The organism is Paenibacillus sp. J2TS4, from assembly GCF_018403245.1.
Taxonomy (GTDB): Bacteria; Bacillota; Bacilli; order Paenibacillales; family NBRC-103111; genus Paenibacillus_L.
On record NZ_BOSH01000006.1, the window covers coordinates 114,490 to 136,804 of the forward strand.

General features: G+C 45.6%; 24 protein-coding genes and 1 tRNA gene. 18 read left to right on the top strand and 7 right to left on the bottom strand.

The window, feature by feature from the left end:
* Positions 1-2: 2 nt before the first annotated feature.
* From pelG to KJS69_RS14605, 6 genes are all read left to right on the top strand, one after another.
* Complete coding sequence (gene pelG / locus KJS69_RS14580) at positions 3-1,418, top strand: exopolysaccharide Pel transporter PelG (RefSeq protein ID WP_213584515.1); 1,416 nt, start codon at positions 3-5, stop codon at positions 1,416-1,418.
* Positions 1,405-3,207, top strand: coding sequence for a CotH kinase family protein (locus tag KJS69_RS14585; protein WP_249730532.1), 1,803 nt, complete (start codon positions 1,405-1,407; stop codon positions 3,205-3,207). The genes pelG and KJS69_RS14585 overlap by 14 nt, the downstream gene beginning before the upstream one ends.
* The gene (locus KJS69_RS14590) at positions 3,200-4,789 is read left to right on the top strand and encodes a CotH kinase family protein (protein ID WP_213584516.1); all 1,590 of its coding nucleotides are present in this window, start codon (positions 3,200-3,202) and stop codon (positions 4,787-4,789) included. Before KJS69_RS14585 ends, KJS69_RS14590 begins: the two co-directional genes overlap by 8 nt.
* Before the next feature lie 28 nt (positions 4,790-4,817).
* A complete protein-coding gene (locus tag KJS69_RS14595) occupies positions 4,818-5,549 on the top strand; it encodes a polyphosphate polymerase domain-containing protein (RefSeq protein ID WP_249730533.1) in 732 nt (243 codons plus the stop codon).
* A 27-nt stretch (positions 5,550-5,576) separates the two neighbouring features.
* Entirely contained in the window at positions 5,577-6,257 is a 681-nt protein-coding gene (locus tag KJS69_RS14600; protein ID WP_213584517.1) for a DUF4956 domain-containing protein, read from the top strand.
* A 269-nt stretch (positions 6,258-6,526) separates the two neighbouring features.
* Positions 6,527-6,955: an exosporium protein C gene (locus KJS69_RS14605; RefSeq protein WP_213584518.1), complete on the top strand. Its 429-nt coding sequence runs from the start codon at positions 6,527-6,529 to the stop codon at positions 6,953-6,955.
* Positions 6,956-7,357: 402 nt separating this feature from the next.
* Here KJS69_RS14605 and KJS69_RS14610 read toward each other — a convergent pair whose 3' ends face one another.
* The 4 genes from KJS69_RS14610 to KJS69_RS14625 form a co-directional block, all read right to left on the bottom strand.
* A complete protein-coding gene (locus KJS69_RS14610; RefSeq protein ID WP_213584519.1) occupies positions 7,358-7,726 on the bottom strand; it encodes a DUF4180 domain-containing protein in 369 nt (122 codons plus the stop codon).
* A 69-nt stretch (positions 7,727-7,795) separates the two neighbouring features.
* Positions 7,796-10,117, bottom strand: coding sequence for an ABC transporter permease (locus tag KJS69_RS14615; RefSeq protein WP_213584520.1), 2,322 nt, complete (start codon positions 10,115-10,117; stop codon positions 7,796-7,798).
* A 2-nt stretch (positions 10,118-10,119) separates the two neighbouring features.
* Positions 10,120-10,824: an ABC transporter ATP-binding protein gene (locus KJS69_RS14620; protein ID WP_213584521.1), complete on the bottom strand. Its 705-nt coding sequence runs from the start codon at positions 10,822-10,824 to the stop codon at positions 10,120-10,122.
* A gap of 523 nt (positions 10,825-11,347) precedes the next feature.
* Positions 11,348-11,420: transfer RNA gene (locus KJS69_RS14625), tRNA-Ala, on the bottom strand.
* 272 nt (positions 11,421-11,692) lie between these two features.
* Between KJS69_RS14625 and KJS69_RS14630 the strand changes: the two genes are divergently transcribed.
* From KJS69_RS14630 to KJS69_RS14655, 6 genes are all read left to right on the top strand, one after another.
* Positions 11,693-13,219, top strand: coding sequence for a glycine betaine uptake BCCT transporter (locus KJS69_RS14630; RefSeq protein ID WP_213584522.1), 1,527 nt, complete (start codon positions 11,693-11,695; stop codon positions 13,217-13,219).
* Between the two features lie 125 nt (positions 13,220-13,344).
* The gene (locus KJS69_RS14635) at positions 13,345-13,671 is read left to right on the top strand and encodes a metal-sensitive transcriptional regulator (RefSeq protein WP_213584523.1); all 327 of its coding nucleotides are present in this window, start codon (positions 13,345-13,347) and stop codon (positions 13,669-13,671) included.
* 34 nt (positions 13,672-13,705) lie between these two features.
* Positions 13,706-13,906, top strand: a complete 201-nt coding sequence (locus KJS69_RS14640) for a copper ion binding protein (RefSeq protein ID WP_213584524.1) — start codon at positions 13,706-13,708, stop codon at positions 13,904-13,906.
* A 211-nt stretch (positions 13,907-14,117) separates the two neighbouring features.
* On the top strand, positions 14,118-16,553 hold the full coding sequence (locus tag KJS69_RS14645; RefSeq protein ID WP_213584525.1) for a heavy metal translocating P-type ATPase: 2,436 nt from the start codon (positions 14,118-14,120) through the stop codon (positions 16,551-16,553).
* Between the two features lie 88 nt (positions 16,554-16,641).
* Positions 16,642-17,655 carry a Gfo/Idh/MocA family protein gene (locus KJS69_RS14650; RefSeq protein ID WP_213584526.1) on the top strand — a complete coding sequence of 338 codons (1,014 nt, stop codon included), beginning with the start codon at positions 16,642-16,644 and terminating at the stop codon, positions 17,653-17,655.
* Positions 17,656-17,791: 136 nt separating this feature from the next.
* Positions 17,792-18,013 (top strand): DUF2905 domain-containing protein, encoded by a 222-nt coding sequence (locus KJS69_RS14655; protein WP_213584527.1) that lies wholly within the window; start codon positions 17,792-17,794, stop codon positions 18,011-18,013.
* A gap of 18 nt (positions 18,014-18,031) precedes the next feature.
* Here KJS69_RS14655 and KJS69_RS14660 read toward each other — a convergent pair whose 3' ends face one another.
* Both KJS69_RS14660 and KJS69_RS14665 read right to left on the bottom strand, forming a co-directional pair.
* The gene (locus KJS69_RS14660) at positions 18,032-18,208 is read right to left on the bottom strand and encodes a hypothetical protein (RefSeq protein ID WP_213584528.1); all 177 of its coding nucleotides are present in this window, start codon (positions 18,206-18,208) and stop codon (positions 18,032-18,034) included.
* 122 nt (positions 18,209-18,330) lie between these two features.
* Complete coding sequence (locus tag KJS69_RS14665; protein ID WP_213584529.1) at positions 18,331-18,777, bottom strand: Hsp20/alpha crystallin family protein; 447 nt, start codon at positions 18,775-18,777, stop codon at positions 18,331-18,333.
* A gap of 206 nt (positions 18,778-18,983) precedes the next feature.
* On the opposite strand from KJS69_RS14665, the gene KJS69_RS14670 reads away from it, so the two are divergent.
* From KJS69_RS14670 to KJS69_RS14690, 5 genes are all read left to right on the top strand, one after another.
* Complete coding sequence (locus tag KJS69_RS14670) at positions 18,984-19,208, top strand: spore germination protein (RefSeq protein WP_213584530.1); 225 nt, start codon at positions 18,984-18,986, stop codon at positions 19,206-19,208.
* Positions 19,208-19,411: a spore germination protein GerPB gene (locus KJS69_RS14675; protein ID WP_213584531.1), complete on the top strand. Its 204-nt coding sequence runs from the start codon at positions 19,208-19,210 to the stop codon at positions 19,409-19,411. Before KJS69_RS14670 ends, KJS69_RS14675 begins: the two co-directional genes overlap by 1 nt.
* A 105-nt stretch (positions 19,412-19,516) precedes the next feature.
* Complete coding sequence (gene gerPC, locus KJS69_RS14680) at positions 19,517-20,113, top strand: spore germination protein GerPC (RefSeq protein ID WP_213584532.1); 597 nt, start codon at positions 19,517-19,519, stop codon at positions 20,111-20,113.
* A 2-nt stretch (positions 20,114-20,115) separates the two neighbouring features.
* The gene (locus KJS69_RS14685; RefSeq protein ID WP_374706644.1) at positions 20,116-20,289 is read left to right on the top strand and encodes a spore gernimation protein GerPD; all 174 of its coding nucleotides are present in this window, start codon (positions 20,116-20,118) and stop codon (positions 20,287-20,289) included.
* Between the two features lie 4 nt (positions 20,290-20,293).
* Positions 20,294-20,764 (top strand): spore germination protein GerPE, encoded by a 471-nt coding sequence (locus tag KJS69_RS14690; protein WP_213584534.1) that lies wholly within the window; start codon positions 20,294-20,296, stop codon positions 20,762-20,764.
* A 27-nt stretch (positions 20,765-20,791) separates the two neighbouring features.
* On the opposite strand, the gene KJS69_RS14695 is transcribed toward KJS69_RS14690, so the two are convergent.
* Positions 20,792-21,064: a hypothetical protein gene (locus KJS69_RS14695; protein ID WP_213584535.1), complete on the bottom strand. Its 273-nt coding sequence runs from the start codon at positions 21,062-21,064 to the stop codon at positions 20,792-20,794.
* Between the two features lie 258 nt (positions 21,065-21,322).
* On the opposite strand from KJS69_RS14695, the gene hisJ reads away from it, so the two are divergent.
* On the top strand, positions 21,323-22,162 hold the full coding sequence (gene hisJ, locus KJS69_RS14700; RefSeq protein WP_213584536.1) for a histidinol-phosphatase HisJ: 840 nt from the start codon (positions 21,323-21,325) through the stop codon (positions 22,160-22,162).
* Positions 22,163-22,315 lie beyond the last annotated feature (153 nt).

Here is a 22,315-nt window from a genome sequence, read left to right on the forward strand (position 1 = left end):
ATATGGCAGGCGTTGGATTTGAATTGCGAAAGTTGTTTGAGAAAGAAGGTCTAATCAACCGGCTGAAGGCTTATGTCTTCTCGTCGGTCATTACGGTAGGCCCCTTATGTTCCTGTATGCTGGCCGTTGTTGTCATTCAGTGGATGATGATCGAGAGAGGCGCAGAGTATAGCGAACGGGAATTGTTTTTTTCCGGGTTGGTCTATGCCTTTGTGTTTTCGTACATCCTCCATTCCGTCATCGGCATGCTTATGACGCGGACTGTTTCGGACATGATCTACGAACAGCGCTATGAGGAAATTCTTCCTTCCGTTTTTGGCGGACTCAAAATATTGCTGCCCGTGGCCGCTCTTATCGGGGGAATCTTTTTGTTGCTATCTCCACTACCGGTATCGTACAAGCTGCCTCTTTATATTATTTTTATGGAATTGATCGTCATTTGGCATTTGACGGTTTACGTTTCTGCTATCAAACGGTTTAAAGCGGTATTTTATGCCTTTTTAACAGGGATGGTTATCGCTTTAGTCGCGGTCTGGCTGAGGCTTTGGCTAACGGAAACCCCGACAGCCGCGGATGTGACGCTCTGCCTGGCTGCGGGCTGGTTCATTACTTTGCTGTGGCTGCTCGGGGTGGTGAAGGAATCGTTCCGCCTGCCGGCGGAAACCTCCGATTTCGCCTGGTTGATCAGAGCCCGTCAATATCCGGCCTTGATCGCTGCGGGATTGTTAGGCTCTCTCGGTTTATACTCTCATCAATTTATATATTGGCTATCGAGCGGCCGCTGGGTGCAAGAGGCGTTTCTGATGACTCCGGAATACGACGCCGCCGTATTTTATGCGTTCCTGACCATCACGCCTACCTTAGTGATGTTCGTGGTCTCGTTAGAAACATCTTTCTATCCAAAATGCCGTGAGTTTTACGATTCTGTGTTAGGTAAGGGCTCGATTATGGATATAGAAGCGGCACACAAGGAAATCGGCCGGATGCTTACGCAAGAGCTGGTGCAGATTATGGGGATGCAATTGGTATGCTCCCTTATAGCCATTGCTCTCGGTGTACGGCTGCTGCCCATGGTCGGCTTCATGGCGACACAGATCGAGACCTACAATGTATTGGTGCTTGCTTTTTATGCTTTTATCATCTATAACATCCTGGCCTTGATCCTTCTGTACTTCGATGATAGAAAAGGCGTTCTGGCGCTTGCGGCGATTTTCTTCGTCCTCGTGACAGCCCTGTCGGTGGTTGCGGCTTTATTGCAGGCAGACCCCAGTTTTGCGGTGTTCAGCGCTTCGTTTATGTCACTGCTTCTTGCACTTGCCAGACTATCTTATATATTAAAAAATCTGTTGTATTACACATTCAGCACTCAACCGCTGGTCGTTCATAAAAGGGGGAAAGCTGCTAGTGAAACAATCTAATGCCAGGCGCAGGATATGGAATCGTATGGTCGTATGTCTTGGGATCGTCGCGCTGCTGGGTGGCTGTACTTCGGACATTACGATGCCGGAGACGAAGAATCAGGAGGCCGACAAACAGGATGGAGAGGTGGTTAGCGTTGAGAACCTGGCGGATTTAGCGGTTGACTATCGTCCCAGATTAGTTGAAAACCGGTCGGTATACGAGGAAGACCGCGGCGATACCATTGTCGATTTATATTTGACGATTGCAGATTCCAATACTCAGAGGGATCCATCGCTGACCTGGGCCGAGCTCAATAAAATAACTTTAAAGGAACCGGCTGAACCGGCTATTGTTTTGGACGCTATTTTTCAGGAGGGGGATGAAAAGCAACCGAAGAGCGGCATGTTCGGCTACGAGGACACCCTTCCCAATGCGTCTGTGACGATCAGGGGAAGCTCTACGCGTAAATCGCCGCAAAAGGCGTACAAAATCAAGCTGTCCGAAGGCAGCGGGCTGTGGAGAGAACAGAAAACGATCAACCTGCTCAAGCATCCGTATGACATCACCCGGATACGCAATAAATTGAGCTTCGACTATTTCAAGGAAATTCCCGACATGGCCAGCTTGCGGACGCAGTTCGTCAGACTGCATGTCAAAGATTTGACGACGAATGCTGGCGGAGCCGGGTTCGTGGATTACGGTCTCTATACGCAAATCGAACAGCCGAACAAATCGTTTTTGCGCAAGCACGGACTGGACCCGAACGCCCATCTGTACAAAGCGAATTATTTTGAGTTTTTCCGCTATCCGGAAGAGCTGAAGCTGATTGACGATCCAACCTATGATGAATTGGCGTTCGAGCGCATTCTCAAAATCAAGGGAAATAAGGACCACTCCAAGCTGCTGCGGATGCTGGATGATGTCAACGATGAGAAACAAAGTATCAACGAAGTCTTCGACCGCCATTTTGACCGGGACAATTTTCTTACCTGGATGGCTGTAAATATTTTATTTGACAACATGGATACCAATTCACAGAACTTCTACTTATACTCTCCACTCAATTCGGAAAAATGGTTTTTTCTGCCCTGGGATTACGACGGGGCATGGGGTTATACGAAGCAGAGAGGGGAGGATGTGGCCAACGGACCGTGGGAGAATGGCATATCGAACTATTGGGGAAGCAAGCTGCAAAACCGGTTCTTCAAAAATCCGGATAATGTGCAGCAATTGATCGATAAAATGGAAGAGTTGAAGGCCTATATTACGCCGGAGAAAACGAAGGCCTTGCTGGACCAATATCGTCAAGTGGCCCCGGCCGTTACACTGAGCGAACCGGATATCGGATTTTTACCGGGGACTCCCATGCAGTATGCCAAGGAATGGGACCGTCTGATCGGATTGCCTGAGGAGAATGCAAGGCTCTTTCTGGAAGCATTGGAAAATCCGATGCCGGTCTTTTTGGCGGATGTGGAATGGAAGGATGGACAATGGCTTTTTGAGTGGACTAATTCTTATGATTTGCAAAGCGATGATTTGACCTATCATTTTCAAATTAGCCAAACGCCCGATTTCACGGATATGATCGAGGACCGGGACGGACTGACCGTTCTTTCGCAGCAGGTCCAAAGTCTGCCGCCGGGCAAATATTATTGGCGGGTGCTGATTTCGGACAGCAAGGGAAATCAGCAAGTTGCTTTCGACGTACTGGAACATCGTATATATTACGGTATTCGTGAATTTCATATTACTGGCACTGCCGAGAATCCCCAGGTTCTGCACCCGAAGGATATCGATAATGATTAATGTCAGACGGATGGCGGCAGCTTGCTTGCTATTGAGCATGGTTATAGCAGCTTTGCTATGGGCCTGGCAGGAAGGGCAAAATCGACGGATTGCCGATCCTTCTCCCCCCGGAACATCGGAGAAGAAGATCGAGGAGGGGGGGCAGAAGATGACAGAAGAAGGGGAGCTTAAATTCTCCTCAGCTCCGGGTTACTTTGTGGAGCCTCTTGCTCTGGAACTAAGCAGTGAAGATGGAGAAATAAGGTATACGGAAGACGGCTCCGAGCCGGATGAATCCTCCCTGCTGTATGAGGGGCCCATTAAGATAGAGGATACGGTGGTCATTCGGGCAAGAGTCATTCACCGCGATGGGGCCATGGGGCCGGTCCATACGTCTGCTTATTGGGCTGGCGAGAAGCATCAGCTTCCGATTGTATCCGTAACGGCCGAGCCCGAAGAGCTGTGGTCCCCGCAAACGGGAATATTGCGTTTGAGCAACGGAGCAAAAGGCGGTGATCGGGACGATAAGCGCATTGCCGGCTATTTCCAATGGTACGAGCCAGACGGAACGCTCCGTTACGAAGCGGGAGCGGGGATTCGCGTGGTGGGCGGCGAATCCCGGGAGATGCCGCAGAAATCGATAGCCTTGTATGCGAAGAAGAAATACGGCCCGAAACGGTTCGAATATCCGTTCTTTCCAGATGCGGCCGACGACCGCTACGACAAGCTTGTATTGCGCAACGGGGGACAGGACTTTGCGCGTACTCATATGCTGGACGGTTTAGTCGGGCTGTTGCTCAAGGAGACGGAAATCGACGTACAGTATTACCGGCCTGTTGTCGTCTATGTTAACGGAGAATATTATGGAATGGCCAATCTGCGTGACAAAATATCCGACAAGTTTCTGGAGCGGCGGCATAACGTGAAGGCGGACAAGCTTGATTTGCTGGAATCGTCCGGCACGGTCAAGGAAGGGTCGAGGGAAGCATTTGATACGCTCATGGAGCAGGTTGAACAATTGCGGCTTGGCCAGTCGCGGGACTACTCTTCTTTAGAGCGGAAAATCGATGTGGACAATTTGTTCGACTATATGATTGCCGAGCTGTTCATTGCCAATGAGGACTGGCCGGATCATAACATCAGGTATTGGCGGCCGCAGGGGCAAGAAGGAAAGTGGCGCTGGATTTTTTATGATGCGGACCTGAGCTTTCTCCAGGCTGATTATCCGGCGGCTGAGCGGATTATGTCCAACAAAATGAGTAAGTACCCATCGATCCGTTTGTTTCAAGTCCTGATGCAAGAGCCTTCATTGCGCGAACGTTTTTTACGCCGGTTTGCATTCCGGCTGGAGGATACGTTCTCGGTGGAACGTGTCCAGTCTGTGATTAGGGAAGCGGGGAAGGAGCTGGCCCCCGAAATGCCGCGCCACGCCGAACGATGGACAGATTCCGTGGATCGCTGGGAAGCTGCCGTAACGGAGCTGGAGTTATTCGCTGAGCAGCGTACCGGGTATATCCTGGAGGAGCTTCGCCGGGTATTCGACATGACCTCTGCGGAATGGGAAACATTCGGATTCGCTGATGTGGAGAAGAAGCTGCAATAGCTGTAACAATTAGCAGGAACCGTATTAGATGGGGGACGAAAGGGCGAGGAAAACGATGCAGGACAGGAAAAAACTAAGACATGAATTAAAGTTTTACATTCATAACCATGAATATGCGGGTTTGCGGGAGCGTATCAAGTCCATGCTGAAGCTGGACAAGAACTCCGTAGATGAGAACGGCTACCATATCCGCAGTCTTTATTTCGACAATGTCTACGAATCGGCTTTGCATGAAAAAAATGACGGCATTTTAAATAGAAAGAAATATCGCATCCGGATTTACAACAAAAGCGACGCCGTGATCAAGCTCGAACGGAAAAATAAATGGAATCAATATGTGTCGAAGGAATCGACTTCGATGACGCGGGCAGAAGTTGAAAATATATTGAAAGGGGAAACGGACTTCCTGCAGGCTTCGGAGTCCGCTCTGAAAAGAGAGTTTTATTTCGAGCTTCTGCATGGCTTTATGAAGCCGGCCGTTGTCGTCGATTACATACGGGAAGCGTACATCTACAGCGTCTCCGACGTCAGAATTACTTTTGATAAACAGTTGTCCGCAGGAGTTCAGTCTTTTGATATTTTTGATCCGCAGTTAGTGACGCGAAGCATGATTGAAGGACCCAGAACCATTTTGGAAGTAAAGTATAACGAGATTATGCCGGGGCATATCTTTCATTTGCTTCAGATGTCAGCGCAGCAGCGTTCGACCATATCCAAATACGCCATATGCAAGGAAAGCCGGAAAGTATATTCTTATTAATTCGGATCGGAAAGGGTATGTAAATCAATGGATCAGCATATGAATTTTTCGGATTTTTTTAAAAAAAGCGTACTGCAATTAGAAGCGTTTAATAAAGTGTCCTGGGTGGATATCTTTTGGGGCTTGCTTACGTCTTTTTTAATCGGTATGTTTATTTATTGGATATACAGAAAATGTTTTCGAGGCGTAGTTTACAGCCACAGCTACAATGTGACGTTCGTCTTGATGACCATGATTACAACGTTAATTATTATGACAATCAGCACCAATATTGTGCTGTCCTTAGGGATGGTCGGAGCGCTGAGCATTGTTCGCTTTCGGACGGCTGTGAAGGACCCGATGGATATCGTTTATATGTTTTGGGCGATTTCCGTCGGTATTGCGAACGGCGCACAAATCTATCCGATCTCCATTATAGGATCGTTGGCGGTAGGGATCGTGATCTTCTGGCTTTCCCGCCGGAAAATAAAGGACTCCCCCTATTTGTTAATAATCAAATATGAGGAAAAGGCCCAGGATGATGTGTTGGTACGCCTTCGCAAGCAGCACTATGTATTGAAGTCGAAGACTGTCAATAAGCATTTGACAGAAATGACGGTCGAAACCCGGCTGCGGGATGACAATACGGCATTCGTCAACGAGCTCTCTAATATCGCAGGAGTTCAAGATGTTATGCTTGTCAGCTACAATGGCGATTACGCGCCTTAAGCAACGAAGCCTTCCAGGAAAGAAAACTTGCGCTGCTGCCAGCAATATAAGTAAATAAAAGGATGAACTGTCCCCTGGAAGAATCGTTTGGGAAATGAAAAGGAGATTAGCTATATAGAGAAGGTTTAGAAAATTCGGGCGAGCAGACCTGACTGTTTATTAAATGATAGATACAGCCTCAGTCTGCTTAAATCGACAGTTTAATTCGTCCAATCACTTTCCTTTTGTCCAACATATTATGAGAACATCAAACAAGAGGAGATGATTATTTGGTACGTATTCTCGATAAAGCTGCCGTTGAGCCCCGACGCAGATTCAACCTAGCAAGGTCATTTACTATCAGACGTTCGCCAGGAAGGTCTCGCCTAGCAACAATTCGAATAAGAATACCTGTTTTGAATGCTCAACCTAATCGGGTTGAATTAGTAGCAACTGTAGGTGTCCGGGGGGTTACCGGTATCGCTCAAATCCTGTTTAGAATCTTCCGTGACGGAATAGAGATTTTTAATACACAACAAGGTATTGAATCAGCTGGTTCTGAACAAAACTATGCTGTCACCTTTCAGGCGATCGATAGAAATGTAAGATCAGGTAATCATGTTTACACAGTAACCGCAGAAAACCGAACAAGAAATACTAGAGTTGATGTTGTTGGTCCGGTTTCTTTTAGTGGGCTAGCCGTTAAAACGAGAACCTAATTTGGAATTCTCCGCACCAGAATAAGATACTTTTCTTTACAGTCATTCGTGGTCGAAGGTACGGAAATATTCCTTATTTTACGCCCTTACAAGCATTGGGAACAGCTAAGCTGAAGCGCATCAGTAATGAAATGAATTATCTGTAAAATGAAGAATTGCCGCGCGTAGCGGCAGTTTTTCATTTCCTTTCTTTGTTAATCATTAGGCCCACAGGTCTTGTGTAATATCGAAAAATATAACGATTTCGTAACGGAAACCGGTGCCAGCAAAAAAGAATTCACCTGGACCGTCCATGCCGCCTTTATTCAATCGTCCCTTAATACAATTTCACCTGAAGGAATTTTCACCATCGGATATTCTGCATGAAGTTGTACGTCTGACACCTATTTTCCTCCCGTTTTTTTATTTCAACAGGCTTAACCTTTCAATCGCTTGTTGTTCGGTGGGCAAGAAAAAGAAATCGTGTCCGTTATTACATTCATAGATGAAATCTTGCAAACTTCGACTTGAATAGGCAGAAAAGTCTCCAATAATTGCAACCTTCACATCATAGTTGATGAATTTCTGAAGGATTTCGCCTGCAAGGCGGGTTTTCAAATCGAAAAAGCTTTCGCTTAGCAGGGATTTGTTTATAACGATGTGATGGCAACCAACTTCGTATTGTACGGTTGCTATAAAATCCAATGCCGACTGAACGTCCCCTATGACGACCTCGCTTCCGCTTACGACGGCAATATCTTTACCGTTTGTTTCTACCTTTGTTATATTCATAAACAACCTCCTATACTCATTATCCATCGGTAAACCTTCTCACATAATCCTCACAGATGTATGGTAATCTTATTCTATACTTTTTAATGATTCAATCATATTGATTTTGGTTACTTTTCTCCTAAGTAGTACGTTAGATAAAACGGTAAGAAAGAATGCAAGAATAACAGATACCAAAATTACAAAAATATTTAATTGATCTGGAATTTGTTGATGGGTACTAGAGAGTGCCTTTACAATAACTGTATAAACATAGCCGCTTATCGGTAAAGCTGCAATGACCGCAAATGTGGTTAGTAGGATGTTTTCAAAAAATATAAGTCGGTTTATTTTATTTTTTGGATAACCTAAAACCTTAAGTGTTGCAAGCTCACGATTCCTTTCATAAATGTTTATGGAAGATATCGTATATATGGCGCCAAAGGAAAGTATGACGGCACAAATGATAAACATGATAAATACAAAACTGTTTTGTTTCAAAATATATTCAGCTGATTTTTTTAGATCGTCCTTATCTGCAATTGTATCTACATGATGATCTTGTTCAAAGAAGTTACGAACATTGATAAGATCATCGGAGCTCTTTGATTCAACTAGAAGCGAGGTTGGGTTGTAGTCTATGCCAAAGCTTTTTAAATAGGTTGGCGTGCTATAAAACGACGGATTCGAATACTGTGTGGATATTTTTAGAACCTTCATATCTACAGATTTATTGTTAAGCTCTGGTGCTGTGAACTTTATTTTGATTATATCCCCTTCTAGAATATGATATTTGTCGGCGTAAGATTTGGGCACCAGCACACCATTATTATCCAAATATATTTTATTATCGTTTTCGTCAAAGAAATGAATGAGATTGTTTTCTTTTTCAGTAACAATTAAAGTGGCATTATCTTGTTCATCATCTTTTATGAATTCAACTGGAAAGGTGGATAAAAGATAACTATTTTTAATACCGGAGGGTAGTTTTAGAGTATCAGAGGATGTTCCCATCGTATAATCTATTCTTAAATCATAGGAATACACATCTTCAATTTGGCTGGCTACCTTTAGCAAGGCCGTTTGAGTGCCAAAAGCCGTGATCAATAAAACCGTGCTTACAACAACACCAATTGAACTCGCTAAAGCTTTTTGTTTATTTAAAAATATATTTCTCAAAATGAGTTTGTAACTGTAGGAAATATGACTCCAAATACCCATTCTTTCTATAAGCAGCTTTTTCATCTTCTTTGGTGGTTTAGGACGCATAGCCTGAGCCGCACGTTCTTTTAATATGGTTCTGCCACTAAAGTAACACGATAGGAGTCCGAAAGCACTAGAGAAAATGATGGGAGGAAGAATAGAATAAAGAGAAAGTGAAAATTGAATGTCAGGCAGAGAGTAGGCCCTTGCGCTTGACGCAGATACGAAGGGAACAAATACAAAAGCGGCAATGGCACAACCCACGATTGAGCCTATTATCCCTACCAGCACAGGGTATCCCATGTAATGAAGCATGATGTTTCTGTTTTTTACACCCAAAGCCTTCATAATACCTACTTGATTTCTTTGAGAATCAATAATCCTCGACATGGTAAGAAATAGGATTATAGCTTCGATCAAGAAGAGAACGAAAGGTATAACCTTACTCATCAAATTATTATTATGTATCGTTTCCTTTATTTTTGAATAACTGAAAGCCCGTGCTTTACTAATTTGCTCTATATAAGTAAGATGTTTGGAGCGTGCTTCAATGGATTTGCCCAATTTGTCCATATCGAAACCTTCTTGCGCATCAATCATGATTTCATTATAGTAAAAGCCGTCTATGATCTCAGGTATCGACTCCTCGGCAATATAAGCGAATCCGTAGGTTGTATGGTCTTGTATTTCGTTCTTTTTTACATATTCGACATTTTCACCCAAGCCGCTTATTGTAAACGTAACATTCCTGCCGTTCGTACTTATCCTGATTTGATCACCGACATGATAAAGATGTTCCTTTGCATACCGGGAATCTAATAAGATCTCATTCTTTTTGGACGGGATACTCCCCTCGATCAAAGCAGGCGTATTTATTACATTGTTTACGGGGATCGAATGAATTTTTAACGAAGCTTTATATCCTTCAAAGACTTGCGTGGCATCAAAGGTATAACGTCCTTCTATTTTATTGATACCTCCAATTTCGCTCAAACCGACCACATTATCTTTGGAAATTTGACTGTAATATACATTGAGGTCGCTTAAATTATGTTCTTTAAAATAATCCTTCGTATAAGCACTAAGAGTATCGCTATAAGTGATCAGCCCCCCATAGAAAAAAGCTCCTACTGCAACAACCAAAACTAAGGCAATAAATTGCCCTAGAGATTGCTTGATATCCCTTACTAATTTTAAAAATAATTTCATTATCACCACTCAATCCCTTCAATACTTTGTTTTTCATCATTCATCGTGATGCTCTCGATCCTTCCGCTTTTAACCTTAATAATTTTATCGGCCATCGGAGCAATGGCGGAATTATGTGTGACCACAACGACGCACTTCTTCGTTTCCTTGTTCAAATCTTGAAGTAGCTTTAAGACGGACTTACCTGTAACATAATCCAAGGCTCCGGTTGGTTCATCACAGAGTAAGAGTAAAGGATTTTTTGCAACCGCTCTAGCTATAGCAACTCTTTGTTGTTCTCCTCCGGAGAGCTGGGAAGGGAAGTTTTTGATACGATTCTTTAATCCAACTTTATATAAGATATCTTTAGCGTCCAGATGGTCATCACATACTTCGGTGGCAAATTCAACATTCTCTAGCGCGTTTAAATTCGGAATTAAGTTATAGAATTGAAACACAAAGCCAACTTTCTCACCGCGATATTGTGTTAATTTTTTTTCGTTGAACCTTGTTATTTCTTGATCGCCAACAAACACTTGACCTGAGGTCGCCGTATCCATACCGCCAAGTATATTCAAAATCGTACTCTTACCGGCACCACTTGCACCCAAAATAACGACGAATTCTCCCTCTGATATGGAAAAATCAACACCATCAAGGGCCGTGATGGGGACTTCTCCTATTTTGTATTCCTTTGTTACATTTTTAAATTCGATTAACTTCTTCATTTACCTATCTCCTTCAATACATTCTCTAATTTGACCACCCTGAATCTCCCAGTCCCGCATTATACAATTGAGCTGATTATATCAATATAAGAGAATGGAAATATCCACCTTCAGACTATTCTTGAGCTAGACTAAAGTCGGGCTCAATAAAAACAGCACTCCATATCCATTGCCGGAAGGGAGTGCTGTTCGCTTGGATGCGCGAGCCAGGTCTCGGAGGCGGTTGGCAGAACGCCGTGCTCCTTCGCTATCGCTTCGTCCGCGCGGACGAACCCCGGGGTTCGGCCCGAGCTCCAAAAACAAAGAACCGATCCATCAGGATCGGTTCTTTGTCGTATGGAGCCTAGGGGGATGTCCGAATCTCGATTGAACGGCTGACGAAGCATACTCGACGAGGACTTTAAGCGGAAGATTCAGACGCCGTGCTCCTTCGCTATCGCTTCGTCCGCGCGGACGAACTCCGGGGTTCGGCCCGAGCTCCAAAAACAAAGAACCGATCCATCAGGATCGGTTCTTTGTCGTATGGAGCCTAGGGGGATCGAACCCCTGACCTCATCGCTGCCAGCGATGCGCTCTCCCAGCTGAGCTAAGGCCCCTCAGTTACCTTTATCATTATATCCGGGCGGCTGAATAATTGCAAGTCCCGTCTATAAAGTTCTAATATTCTAACAATTAAAGGTTTGATACAGCATCAGCGAATACACCCGGTTTATAGTCACCCCGTTAGGCATTAAACTTCAATGTGGTTCCATAACCTCTAAGATTTGGGATAATTTATAAATAGTTCGTAAGCCGTTCCACTCTCATAACCTTGGCTAAATGGGGAATGATCGAATATATAGAAAACTTTTGAAAGGAGGGGACCGGGATGGTTTTTTACATTTCCTTAATCGTTATTGGTCTGTTCGTGTTGTGGGGAGTGTTGAAGCCGGAGCAGCTTTCGGCCATGGCCAATGCCACGTTTGAGTTTACGATAAGCACCTTCGGCTGGTTCTACTTGTTGGTTACGCTAAGTTTTCTCATCTTTAGCTTGTATATCGCCTTCAGCAAATACGGGGCGATTCGGTTGGGGGATGACGAGGATGAGCCGGAATATTCCAATATTAGCTGGTTTGCTATGCTGTTTAGCGCGGGGATGGGGATCGGTCTTGTTTTTTGGGGAGTAGCAGAGCCTCTTTCTCACTATTTAGTCCCTCCGGAAGGGGCAGAAGGCGGTACGGCTCAAGCTGCCCGATTAGCCATGCGATATTCTTTTTTCCATTGGGGGCTTCATCCGTGGGCGATTTATTCTGTCATTTCGTTAGCGCTGGCTTATTTCAAATTTCGTAAAGGCTACCGGGGGCTAATCAGTGCTACCTTTATTCCAATACTGGGTGACAAGGTGAACGGCCCCATTGGAAAAGGGATTGATGTTCTCGCTATATTGGCTACAGTGTTTGGAGTGGCTACCTCTCTTGGACTTGGAACTCTGCAAATTGGAGGCGGTTTGAACCATCTGTTCCATATTCCTAATCAGGTATGGACTCACGTGATCATTATTGCCGTCGTTACCGTCTTATATTTAATTTCCGCTACTACCGGATTGGATAAGGGGATCAAAACGATCAGCAACATTAATTTGATGATAGCTGTTGGATTAATGCTGTTTGTTCTTTTGACCGGTCCGACTTCGTTCATATTTGATACGTTCACCTCCACGCTTGGAGGCTATTTGCAAAATGTTGTTCAGATGAGCTTAAGACTGTCTCCCTTCACCGGAAGTACATGGATTGGCACATGGACCTTGTTTTACTGGTCGTGGTGGATTGCCTGGGCTCCCTTTGTCGGACTGTTCATCGCCAGAGTCTCCAAAGGCAGAACGATTCGAGAGTTTATTCTGGGGGTGTTGATCATTCCCAGTGCATTTGGATTTATCTGGTTTTCTGTATTTGGGGCTACCGGCCTTAAGATGGAGATCTTCGATGGCCTTCATCTGGCAGAAGCCGTCCAGCAGGATGTGACGAGTGCCTTGTTCCTTATGTTGGAACAATTACCTTTGGGAATGATTATAGCCGGTTTGGCGACTATCCTTATTATTACGTTCTTTGTGACATCGGCCGATTCCGCCACTTTCGTTCTCGGTATGCTGTCGAGCAACGGGACATTGAATCCTTCTGCCAAGGTTAAGCTGATATGGGGAGTGCTGCAATCCTCCATAGCCGTCGTACTGCTGTTCAGCGGGGGGTTGAATGGTCTTCAGACGGCTTCGATTGTGGCCGCTCTTCCTTTTGCTTTGATTATGGTTTTTATGTGCATCTCTATCCAAAAAGCGCTGCATGAGGACTACAAGCAAATCCGCAAAAAAGAACGGGAACGCCTCAAAAAGCTGGAAGCTTTGCTTCTTCGGGATCCGTAGGTTCAACATCGATCCATACCCGCCTGCTGGACCGGTTAGTTGTCTAAAATCAAAAAGATAAAAATTTGCACTTGATATACCCTGCGGGGGTATGGTAATATGAAAACATCGAGGAGGTGTTGATCATGGATCACCTGACGGAGATGGACGAAGCCCACTGTGCTGCAGGGGCGGAAAGAAAGAGCCATCATTCCGATAAAATCAAGACCAATCTCATCACCCGGCTGAACCGAATTGAAGGGCAGATTCGCGGGGTTAAGGGGATGATCGAGAGAGATACCTATTGCGACGATGTGCTTAACCAAATAGCCGCCATTCAGTCGGCATTGAACAGCGTAGGCAAGATGCTTTTGGAAGGTCATATGAGAAGCTGTGTCGTGGAAAGAATCGAAGAAGGGGATCATGATGTTATCGACGAGCTGATGAAAACAATGAATAAGCTTATGAAATAAATACAAAATTAAAATAAGGAAGGGGAACTTATTGATGAAATCCATTGTTCTTAAAGTAGAAGGGATGTCCTGCGGACATTGTGTTAACTCGGTAGAAGGTGCGCTCGAGAAGCTTGGCGCAGCCGGCAAGGTCGATTTGGCCGCTAAGACGGTTTCTATCGAATTTGACGAATCGAAAATATCGGAAGATACAATCAAGAACGCTATTGAGGATCAGGGCTACGATGTAGTCTAAGAACGGAATCTGTTAACGGCAACGAAGTATGGCGTATTTGCGACCTTTTAGGAAAATGCTCACCACTTGGGTTAGTTGTACTCAAACAATTGTGGTTAAAATTTGCCCAATGAGGTTACTATACCATATAGTCATTTAAGCTCCGAAAGGAGCTTTTCTTACCTGTTTTTTATACCCTATGGGGGTATAGTCATCGAGCGAGGTGTGAACATTGGAAGCTAAAGAGAATATCAAAGAAATCAAAAATAGCACTTATCAAATCACGGGAATGACCTGTGCCGCTTGCGCCAACCGGATTGAAAAAGGACTGGGCAGAATGGACGGGGTCGAGTCTGCTTCGGTTAATTTTGCTTTGGAGAAAGCTACCGTAGCTTATAACCCCGATCAAGTCGATTCCACCCAGTTGGAGAAAAAAATCCAGCAACTCGGTTATGACACGGTCAAGCAATCGGTCGAGCTGCAAATCACGGGAATGACCTGTGCCGCTTGTGCGAACCGGATTGAAAAAGGACTGAACAAAATGCCGGGGGTGACCCGAGCGACCGTTAATTTTGCTTTGGAAACGGCTCATGTAGATTATTCCGAAGCCGAACTCCAGCTTGCAGATTTAACGAAGAAGATCGAGCAGCTTGGCTATAAGGGCGTGCCTAAAGGAGAAGAATCAGGATCAACGGATCATCGGAAGAAAGAAATTAAGACCCAAGTGACCAAGCTGATTATATCGGCTATTTTATCTTTGCCGCTTCTGTGGTCGATGGTCAGCCACTTTAGTTTTACTTCTTTTATTTGGATGCCGGAAATTTTCATGAATCCGTGGTTTCAATTTGCATTGGCGACTCCCGTTCAATTTATAATAGGAAGGCAGTTTTATGTCGGAGCTTACAAAGCACTGCGGAATAAGAGTGCCAATATGGATGTTCTGGTCGCTCTCGGGACATCGGCGGCGTATTTTTACAGCCTGTATTTAACCCTTCGGTGGAGCGGGAGTATGCATCATACGGTAGCTCTGTATTATGAAACCAGTGCGGTGCTGATCACATTAATTATTCTCGGTAAAGTTTTTGAAGCGCTGGCTAAAGGCCGGACCTCGGAAGCGATCAAAAAGCTGATGGGGCTGCAGGCCAAAACCGCCCGGGTCCTCCGGGAAGGTCAGGAGCTGGATATTCCGGTTGAACAGGTTGTTGCGGGCGATTTGGTCTTGGTCAAGCCGGGAGAAAAAATTCCAGTAGACGGGGAAGTTGTCGAAGGACAATCGGCAGTCGATGAATCGATGCTGACCGGAGAGAGTATACCGGTAGAAAAAGGAAAGGGAGATCGGGTCATTGGAGCCACAATCAATAAAAACGGTTCCCTGCGCTTTCGGGCGACTCAAGTCGGCAAGGAAACGGCATTGGCGCAAATCATTAAAGTCGTCGAAGAAGCGCAAGGCTCCAAGGCACCGATTCAAAGAGTCGCTGACCGGATATCCGGAATTTTCGTTCCGGTCGTTGTGGCGATTGCGGTGGTTACTTTTATCCTATGGTTTTTTATGATAGAACCGGGGCAATTTGCAGGAGCACTGGAAAAAGCGATCACCGTCCTCGTCATTGCCTGTCCTTGTGCTCTTGGCTTGGCTACGCCCACCTCCATTATGGCCGGTTCCGGTCGGGCGGCGGAAGCCGGAATTTTGTTCAAAGGCGGAGAGCATTTGGAATCCGTTCATCGGATCACCGCCGTTGTGCTGGATAAAACCGGAACCGTCACCAAGGGCAAACCGGAATTGACGGATGTGCTCCCAGCTCCGGGAGTGGAGGAGGCCGGCTTTCTGAGATGGCTCGCTGCGGCAGAGAAGCCGTCGGAGCATCCGCTGGCCGAAGCGATTGTTGCCGGAATTGTCGAACGAGGCATTGAAGTGCCGCAAGCCGAGCAATTCGAAGCCATTCCCGGTTACGGCATTCGCGCTGCGGTGGAGGGCCAGGAGCTTCTCGTCGGGACCACAAAGCTGATGGATCGGCACCAAATCCACATTCCGCGGGAAGCTGTCGACGATAAAGAAAGAATGGAGCAAATCGGCAAAACGGTTATGCTGGCAGCGGCGGAAGGACGCTTCGCGGGAATGGTTGCGGTCGCCGATACGATCAAGGAGACTTCGCGGGAAGCCGTGGCCCGTCTGCATGAAATGGGACTTGCTGTCATCATGATGACAGGAGACAATGAGCGGACGGCTGAGGCGATTGCCAAGCAAGTCGGAATCGATCGAGTCCTGGCGGAAGTGCTTCCCGAAGGCAAAGCCGAGCAGGTGAAGAAGCTGCAGAGCGAAGGGCACAAAGTCGCCATGGTCGGGGATGGCATCAACGATGCTCCGGCTCTCGCGACGGCGGATATCGGAATGGCCATTGGCACCGGGACGGATGTGGCGATGGAAGCTGCAGATGTCACGCTGATGAGAGGCGATCTGAGAAGCATTCCGGATGCCATATACATGAGCCGCAAAACGATGAACAATATTAAGCAAAATTTGTTCTGGGCACTTGCGTATAATTCTTTTGGCATTCCGATCGCGGCGGCAGGTTATTTGGCTCCCTGGGTGGCTGGGGCTGCAATGGCCTTGAGCTCGGTTTCCGTCGTGCTCAATGCGCTGAGACTTCAGAGGGTGAAGCTGGACTAAACTAGATTATTATATGGCAGGATTTAGTATATCCATCCCTTCTGATATGCTACTATGTAGATATCACGATAACAGGGGTGAAGTGAGGATGCTTAAAATCGGAATGGCCAGTTATTGGCATGTTCATGCCGGAGATTATGCCAGGCAGGTGGAGGCTCATCCGCTAACAGAATTAGCTGCGGTCTGGGACGAGGACCCGAAGCGGGGCCACGCAGTTGCTGAAGTAAAAGGAATCAAGTTTTTCGAGAGCTACAAAGATATGCTTGCAGAAGTGGATGCTGTTATTATCGACACGCCCACAACGATGCACGAAGAGGTCCTTATTGCCGCTGCGGAAGCAGGCAAACATATATTTACCGAGAAAGTAATCGCACCGACCTGGAAAGAGGTCCGGGCCATTCTGGATGCAGTTGAGGCTAACGGAGTCAAGCTGATGGTTTCCTTACCGAGACTTTATTTCGGCTATACGTTAGCAGTGCGCGAAGTGGTCGAGAACCATCGTCTCGGTCAAGTAACGCTCGTCCGTTCTCGCTTATCTCATAATGGGGCTATTCCAACGGACCAGTCACCCACGGGCTGGCTGCCCGCCCATTTTTTCAATAAAGAGCAGTGCGGTGGCGGTGCAATGATCGACTTGGGCTGTCATCCGATGTATTTAGTCCGTCTGCTGCTGGGCATGCCCGACACCGTAAGCGCGACCTATGGACACATCACGGGACGGGAAGTGGAAGATAATGCGGTCAGCGTGCTTCAATACAACCATGGAGCCATCGGTATCGTCGAAGCCGGGTTCGTTAACCGATTTTCTCCTTTTGCCTTGGAGGTTCACGGCACAGAGGGCAGTCTTCTTTATTCGACCCACGATGAGAAAATGATTATACGCAGTACAGCCATGGGGCAGGAATATGTCGACGAGTGGAAAGTTAACGTTCCAGTTCCACAGGATGACAAAACAGCCTTCGAGCAATGGATAGACCATATCAATAATGGAACGGAAGCTGTTGAAAATATTCAGTTAGCTGCTGATTTGACCAAGCTTATGGAGGCCTCCAACCGTTCTGTGAGCGAAAGCAGAGCGATTGCTATCCGCGAATTGGCTTAATAGATATTGATTATGAACCATTGATAATCCCCTGGTCATAGCCCTTGCCGTATCTTTTGTGCGGCAGGATGACTCAGGGGTTTTTAATGTATAATAAGAAGAACAGACAATAATAAGAAGGGGGGCAATCCATCTGATGAATCCGATAGCGAAGATGATGATTATTGGCGGAGTAGTTCTTATTGCGCTAGGATTAATTTGGCAGATCGGAGGGCGTTTCCTGAATTTAGGCAGGCTGCCCGGGGATATTGTGGTAGAGAAGGAAAATGTCAAATTCTACTTTCCGATCGTCACCTGCCTTATCTTGAGTGTGGTCGGTTCTTTAGTCTTCTATTTGATTCGCTTTTTCCAGAAATAAAAACCGGATTGCCCGTCACTAGTCGGACAATCCGGCTCTGCAGCCACTTACTTCCTCGTGCCTTGTGTAAGCAATGAGATGAACGTGCTCCCCCATCCGGCTGCGGATCTTCGTTTCAAGTTCCACAAGGTCTTGTAGAAGCTCGCCGTGACTATCGAAATCCGTTAGAATGTATTCGGGCTCCTTATCTACCATTTAACCGGCCTCCTTGAACATAGTTCTAATCCTCTTAATCGTCACAATCTATGCTTCTAGCCTTTCCGCAATATTATTGAGTTATACACTAGCGGAAATGTTAAATTCCCCTCAATTTTCCATTAAACACGAATTCGGATCTCGTTGAAGAAATCACCACCGTATTCTTTAGGGATTCGCACTATCAACACCCCTTTTTTAAATACCGCTTTGGCTGACTCGCCAATGACAGGTTTGGGAAGCCGGATAATATGACTCTTTCCCTCGAATAACCCGTTTAACTTTATCGAATTATGATTGACAAGCAGCTTTAATGAGCGGGGGTTAACTTTATCAGGAAGCTTTAGCTTCACGGTGAGATCGTTGGAGCTTTCGATGATTTCATGCTCAATCTCGCTTTTAGTATTCCGTCTTGATGTTCCCTGTAAAATTTGTTTAACGTAATTTTCGACCCAGGAAGGCTCTCCCTGCGTTCGTTGCTTCACCGCTTCCGCCATAAATGGAAGCGGTCCTCCCAATAGCTTCTCCAATGTTTTCCAATCGAATGAATCGCTGCTTTTATCACTCATTTTTCTTTTCCTTTCTAATTAGGTCTTTCGCTCAAACAGTATATGTTTTATAAGCAGCATTGGACACTTTTTTGAAGTGTGGATTGTATTGCTATTTGGAGGAGGCTGCCAATGAACATCTGGGTATTTAACTACATACAATAGGTTTATAAGTGCACGCCCTCTTGATGAAATAGTTCTGATTAAGCCGAAAAGGAGGTTCATCCGTGCCTTCCATCGTCGGAAATGTCAAAATTTTAACCGTCGGCTCGGGCGGGATAGTCCAATTCGGTGATGCAGTCTTTCTGTCACCTACCAGTACGTCAAAAACATTCGCCGGTTCGGGATCGTTCATAACTGGTGATCTGCCATTAACGAATAACGGCATTAACGCTACGAATACGAATGATCGTGATGTGGTTGATTCCACTGCGGAGAAGGTGGGCCCGTAATGAACTTAACTGTTCATCAAACGATAACTATTCATACGCTTCGTATTGAAGCGGTGACCAATTCGTCGGTTTTGCAAATTGGCAGCGCGGGCATGATTAAATCTCTATCGAATTTATACAATACTGGGGGATTTAAGGGTCCGGTCCCTGAGTTCGAAGCCATTTCCTCCGTTTCTTTTGTTCCATTACCCGGGCCATCCTAATGAAGGATCTCCTAACGTTCCCCCGAGCACTGAATAGAGCTCTGGGAGTTTCAGTCATGGCCTGTTCTTACCTCCGCATACACTATACTACGGGAGGTGTGCGGTATGTATATCGATCCTCGGTTGATTAAATGGATTCAGGATATGTACGTATTTATGGTCCGGCAGCAAGAAAAGATGGACCGCATGGAACAGGTCCTTCTAGAAATGAGAGAAGATATACGGGAGCTTAAAAATTACAAGAGGACCAACGTGGAAAAAATCGAATATCATTTTGACCAATTGAAGGTGGAAAAGCTGGAGGGGACATTGAATATAGGTTTGAATCCGAATGGGAAAGAAATTGAGGATCTGGTGATACCTCAAAAAGGAGAGGTCAGTGAGGAGCAGGGCGACCTCTTTTTTCCCCGGCTTAAAGAGCAGCTTGACCGTTATATCGATCAGGAAATTCCGAGGGAGATTCGTTGGTTTGAATCGAATTACGGGATAGAGCTTTCCGAGGAATTTCGCCATGCGATTGTAGAGGATATCCGTAATCAAGTCGGTCCGAGAATTATCGTCTATATGAAGAAGCTCCGCTCCGAAGCCGCTGATGAAGGCGCTGTAGAAAAAGATATATTGGAAAGGGTCAAACGGGACATTCGTATCGCGATTGAACAATATTTCAATAAACAGACCGGAAAGGATAGTGAAACAGAGTGAAAATGACGGTAGTGAACAAGGAAATTAAAGTAGGGTTAATCCGGGTGATCGGAGTGACGTCTTCTTCTGTCTTGCTGGTAGGTGATACCGAAACGATTAACTTGGCCTCCGCCTTCGATACTCCTCCAGAATCACTTATTGTCGGGCCCTTCGTTTCTTTGGCTGCCGAAAGGTAGAAGCATGTCCAGACTGCGAATTTCTGTGGTAGGTTTGTTAAGAGCCAAAGATATCGAGTTTAGCTCTATTGTACAAATTGGGGATTCCCTAAGGCTCACCCCTGAATCGCTGATATTTGCTGTCCAACGTAATCGTACCTTTTATTATGGGCGAGAAGGGGAGGATCTGGACTACCCAATATTTCGGGATCCGATTCCGAGTCCGCCTAGAAGGGAACCGGTGAATGTCCGTTTCATTAACGAATCTCCATTTATTAAAGTCGGGGCTATAGATATTCAGGGAGTATCTGTATCGGGTATCGTGCAAATCGGTTCCAATCAGGGCATTGATGCGGAAAGCAGGGTCAAGCATATTCGTCAATTTATTCTGGAAGGAAAGAGTATTTTGATAGGTTCTTCTGCAGCGGAAGCTTTGAAAGTCCATACTGGGGGTGCACCTGCCGAATCCGAACCTATCATTAGAGATAAAGTGTAAAATTATTTTTTAGAGATCATTTTTTCCCTAAAGCATCTTGTGTTTGTTCAAGGTTCGGATCAGCTTCCAATAAGAATAATCCTTTTGTGTATACAGCTTTTGAACGTCCTGCACCCATTCCGGAATTTCCTGGCTGTCGGATAGCTTACGCATATAGCTGACGCGGCCTTTCAATTCGTTTCGTTTCTTTTCCAGATCTTTGCGGACCGATAGAAGCGATTTTTTCAGCTCCAATACGTCTTTTTTGGACAATGGCTTATCCGCTTTTTTCTGGTTGTCTCTAGTTTTCATCTCACTCACATTCATACTCTCCTTCCCTGGTGTAGTGTATCGTATGCTGTAAAAGCCCGTAAGGGAATAGATATTTAGCCTATAACGGGATTGAGGCCGCTCTTTTCTCATTAGAGCGATCCTTTTTCATTCAATGTTCAGGTGACGCGAGCTAAGCGATAGAAGCGATTCATCTTTTTATGCGATTATTTTTTTGTCCAAGCTGCTATGAATCGGTTATAATGCAAGAGAACAAGCAGCACAAAGTATACAAAGGAGCCAGATTTAATGATTCATATTCCAAAATGGGACGGCCATACTCATACGGCCTTTTGTCCTCATGGCACCTCCGCAGAACTGGGGCGGTATTTAGATAGGGCAGTTGAATTGGGATTTACCCGGTATACCGTCAGCGAGCACTCTCCATTGCCAACAAATTGGATGGAAAATGCAGAGCTGCAGAGCGAAATGGCCATGGATGCAACGGAACTTCCAGCTTACTTTACCTATGTTGCCGAGCACAAGCGTAAGTATGAAGGGCGCTTGGAAGTTTGGACGGGCTTGGAAATCGATTATTTGCCCGGCAAACCGGAGTATACTCTGGAGCTAGTAGAGCAATGCCATCGGGAAGTGGAAGATTGGGTTATCTCACTGCACTTTTTGCCCGGTAACAAAGGAATGAGGTGCCTGGATTACACTCCGCAAGATTTTGAAGAGGGGTTGCTTGGGTACTACGGCTCGATGGAAAAGGTAGTGGATGAATATTACAACCAGATTGAGCAAGCTATTTCGTTAGCCGTGAAGCTTCCAGGAAGTCGAAGGCTGGGTCATGTCAATTTGATTGAAAAGTTTAGCAAATCTCTCCCGCCGATTGACCCAGATCAGCAGGAGAAGAGGCTTATGGCGCTGCTGCCGAAGCTGGCTGAGGCCAAGGTAGGGATAGATGTTAACACGGCCGGATTGCGTGTTCCGACTTGTGGCAAACCTTATGTTCCTGTTTGGTTTATTAACCGTTGTCTTGAAATGGGCATTCCTATTGTTTTTGGCTCTGATGCTCATCGGCCGGAGCATGTAGGGGAAGGCTGGTCTTATTATGAAGACGCCATTAATGGTTCCCCGGCTAACTAGGACAAATAGCAACGGGAACGTTTCAGCCATGGATTGAGAGTAAGTTGCTACATAAATTAATTGTTGAATTTCAACTTTATTTTGTAAATTAGCCAATTTAGTTGAACATCTCCAACGTTTCGGATAAATTAGAGATTAGTAAAAAATTAGGGA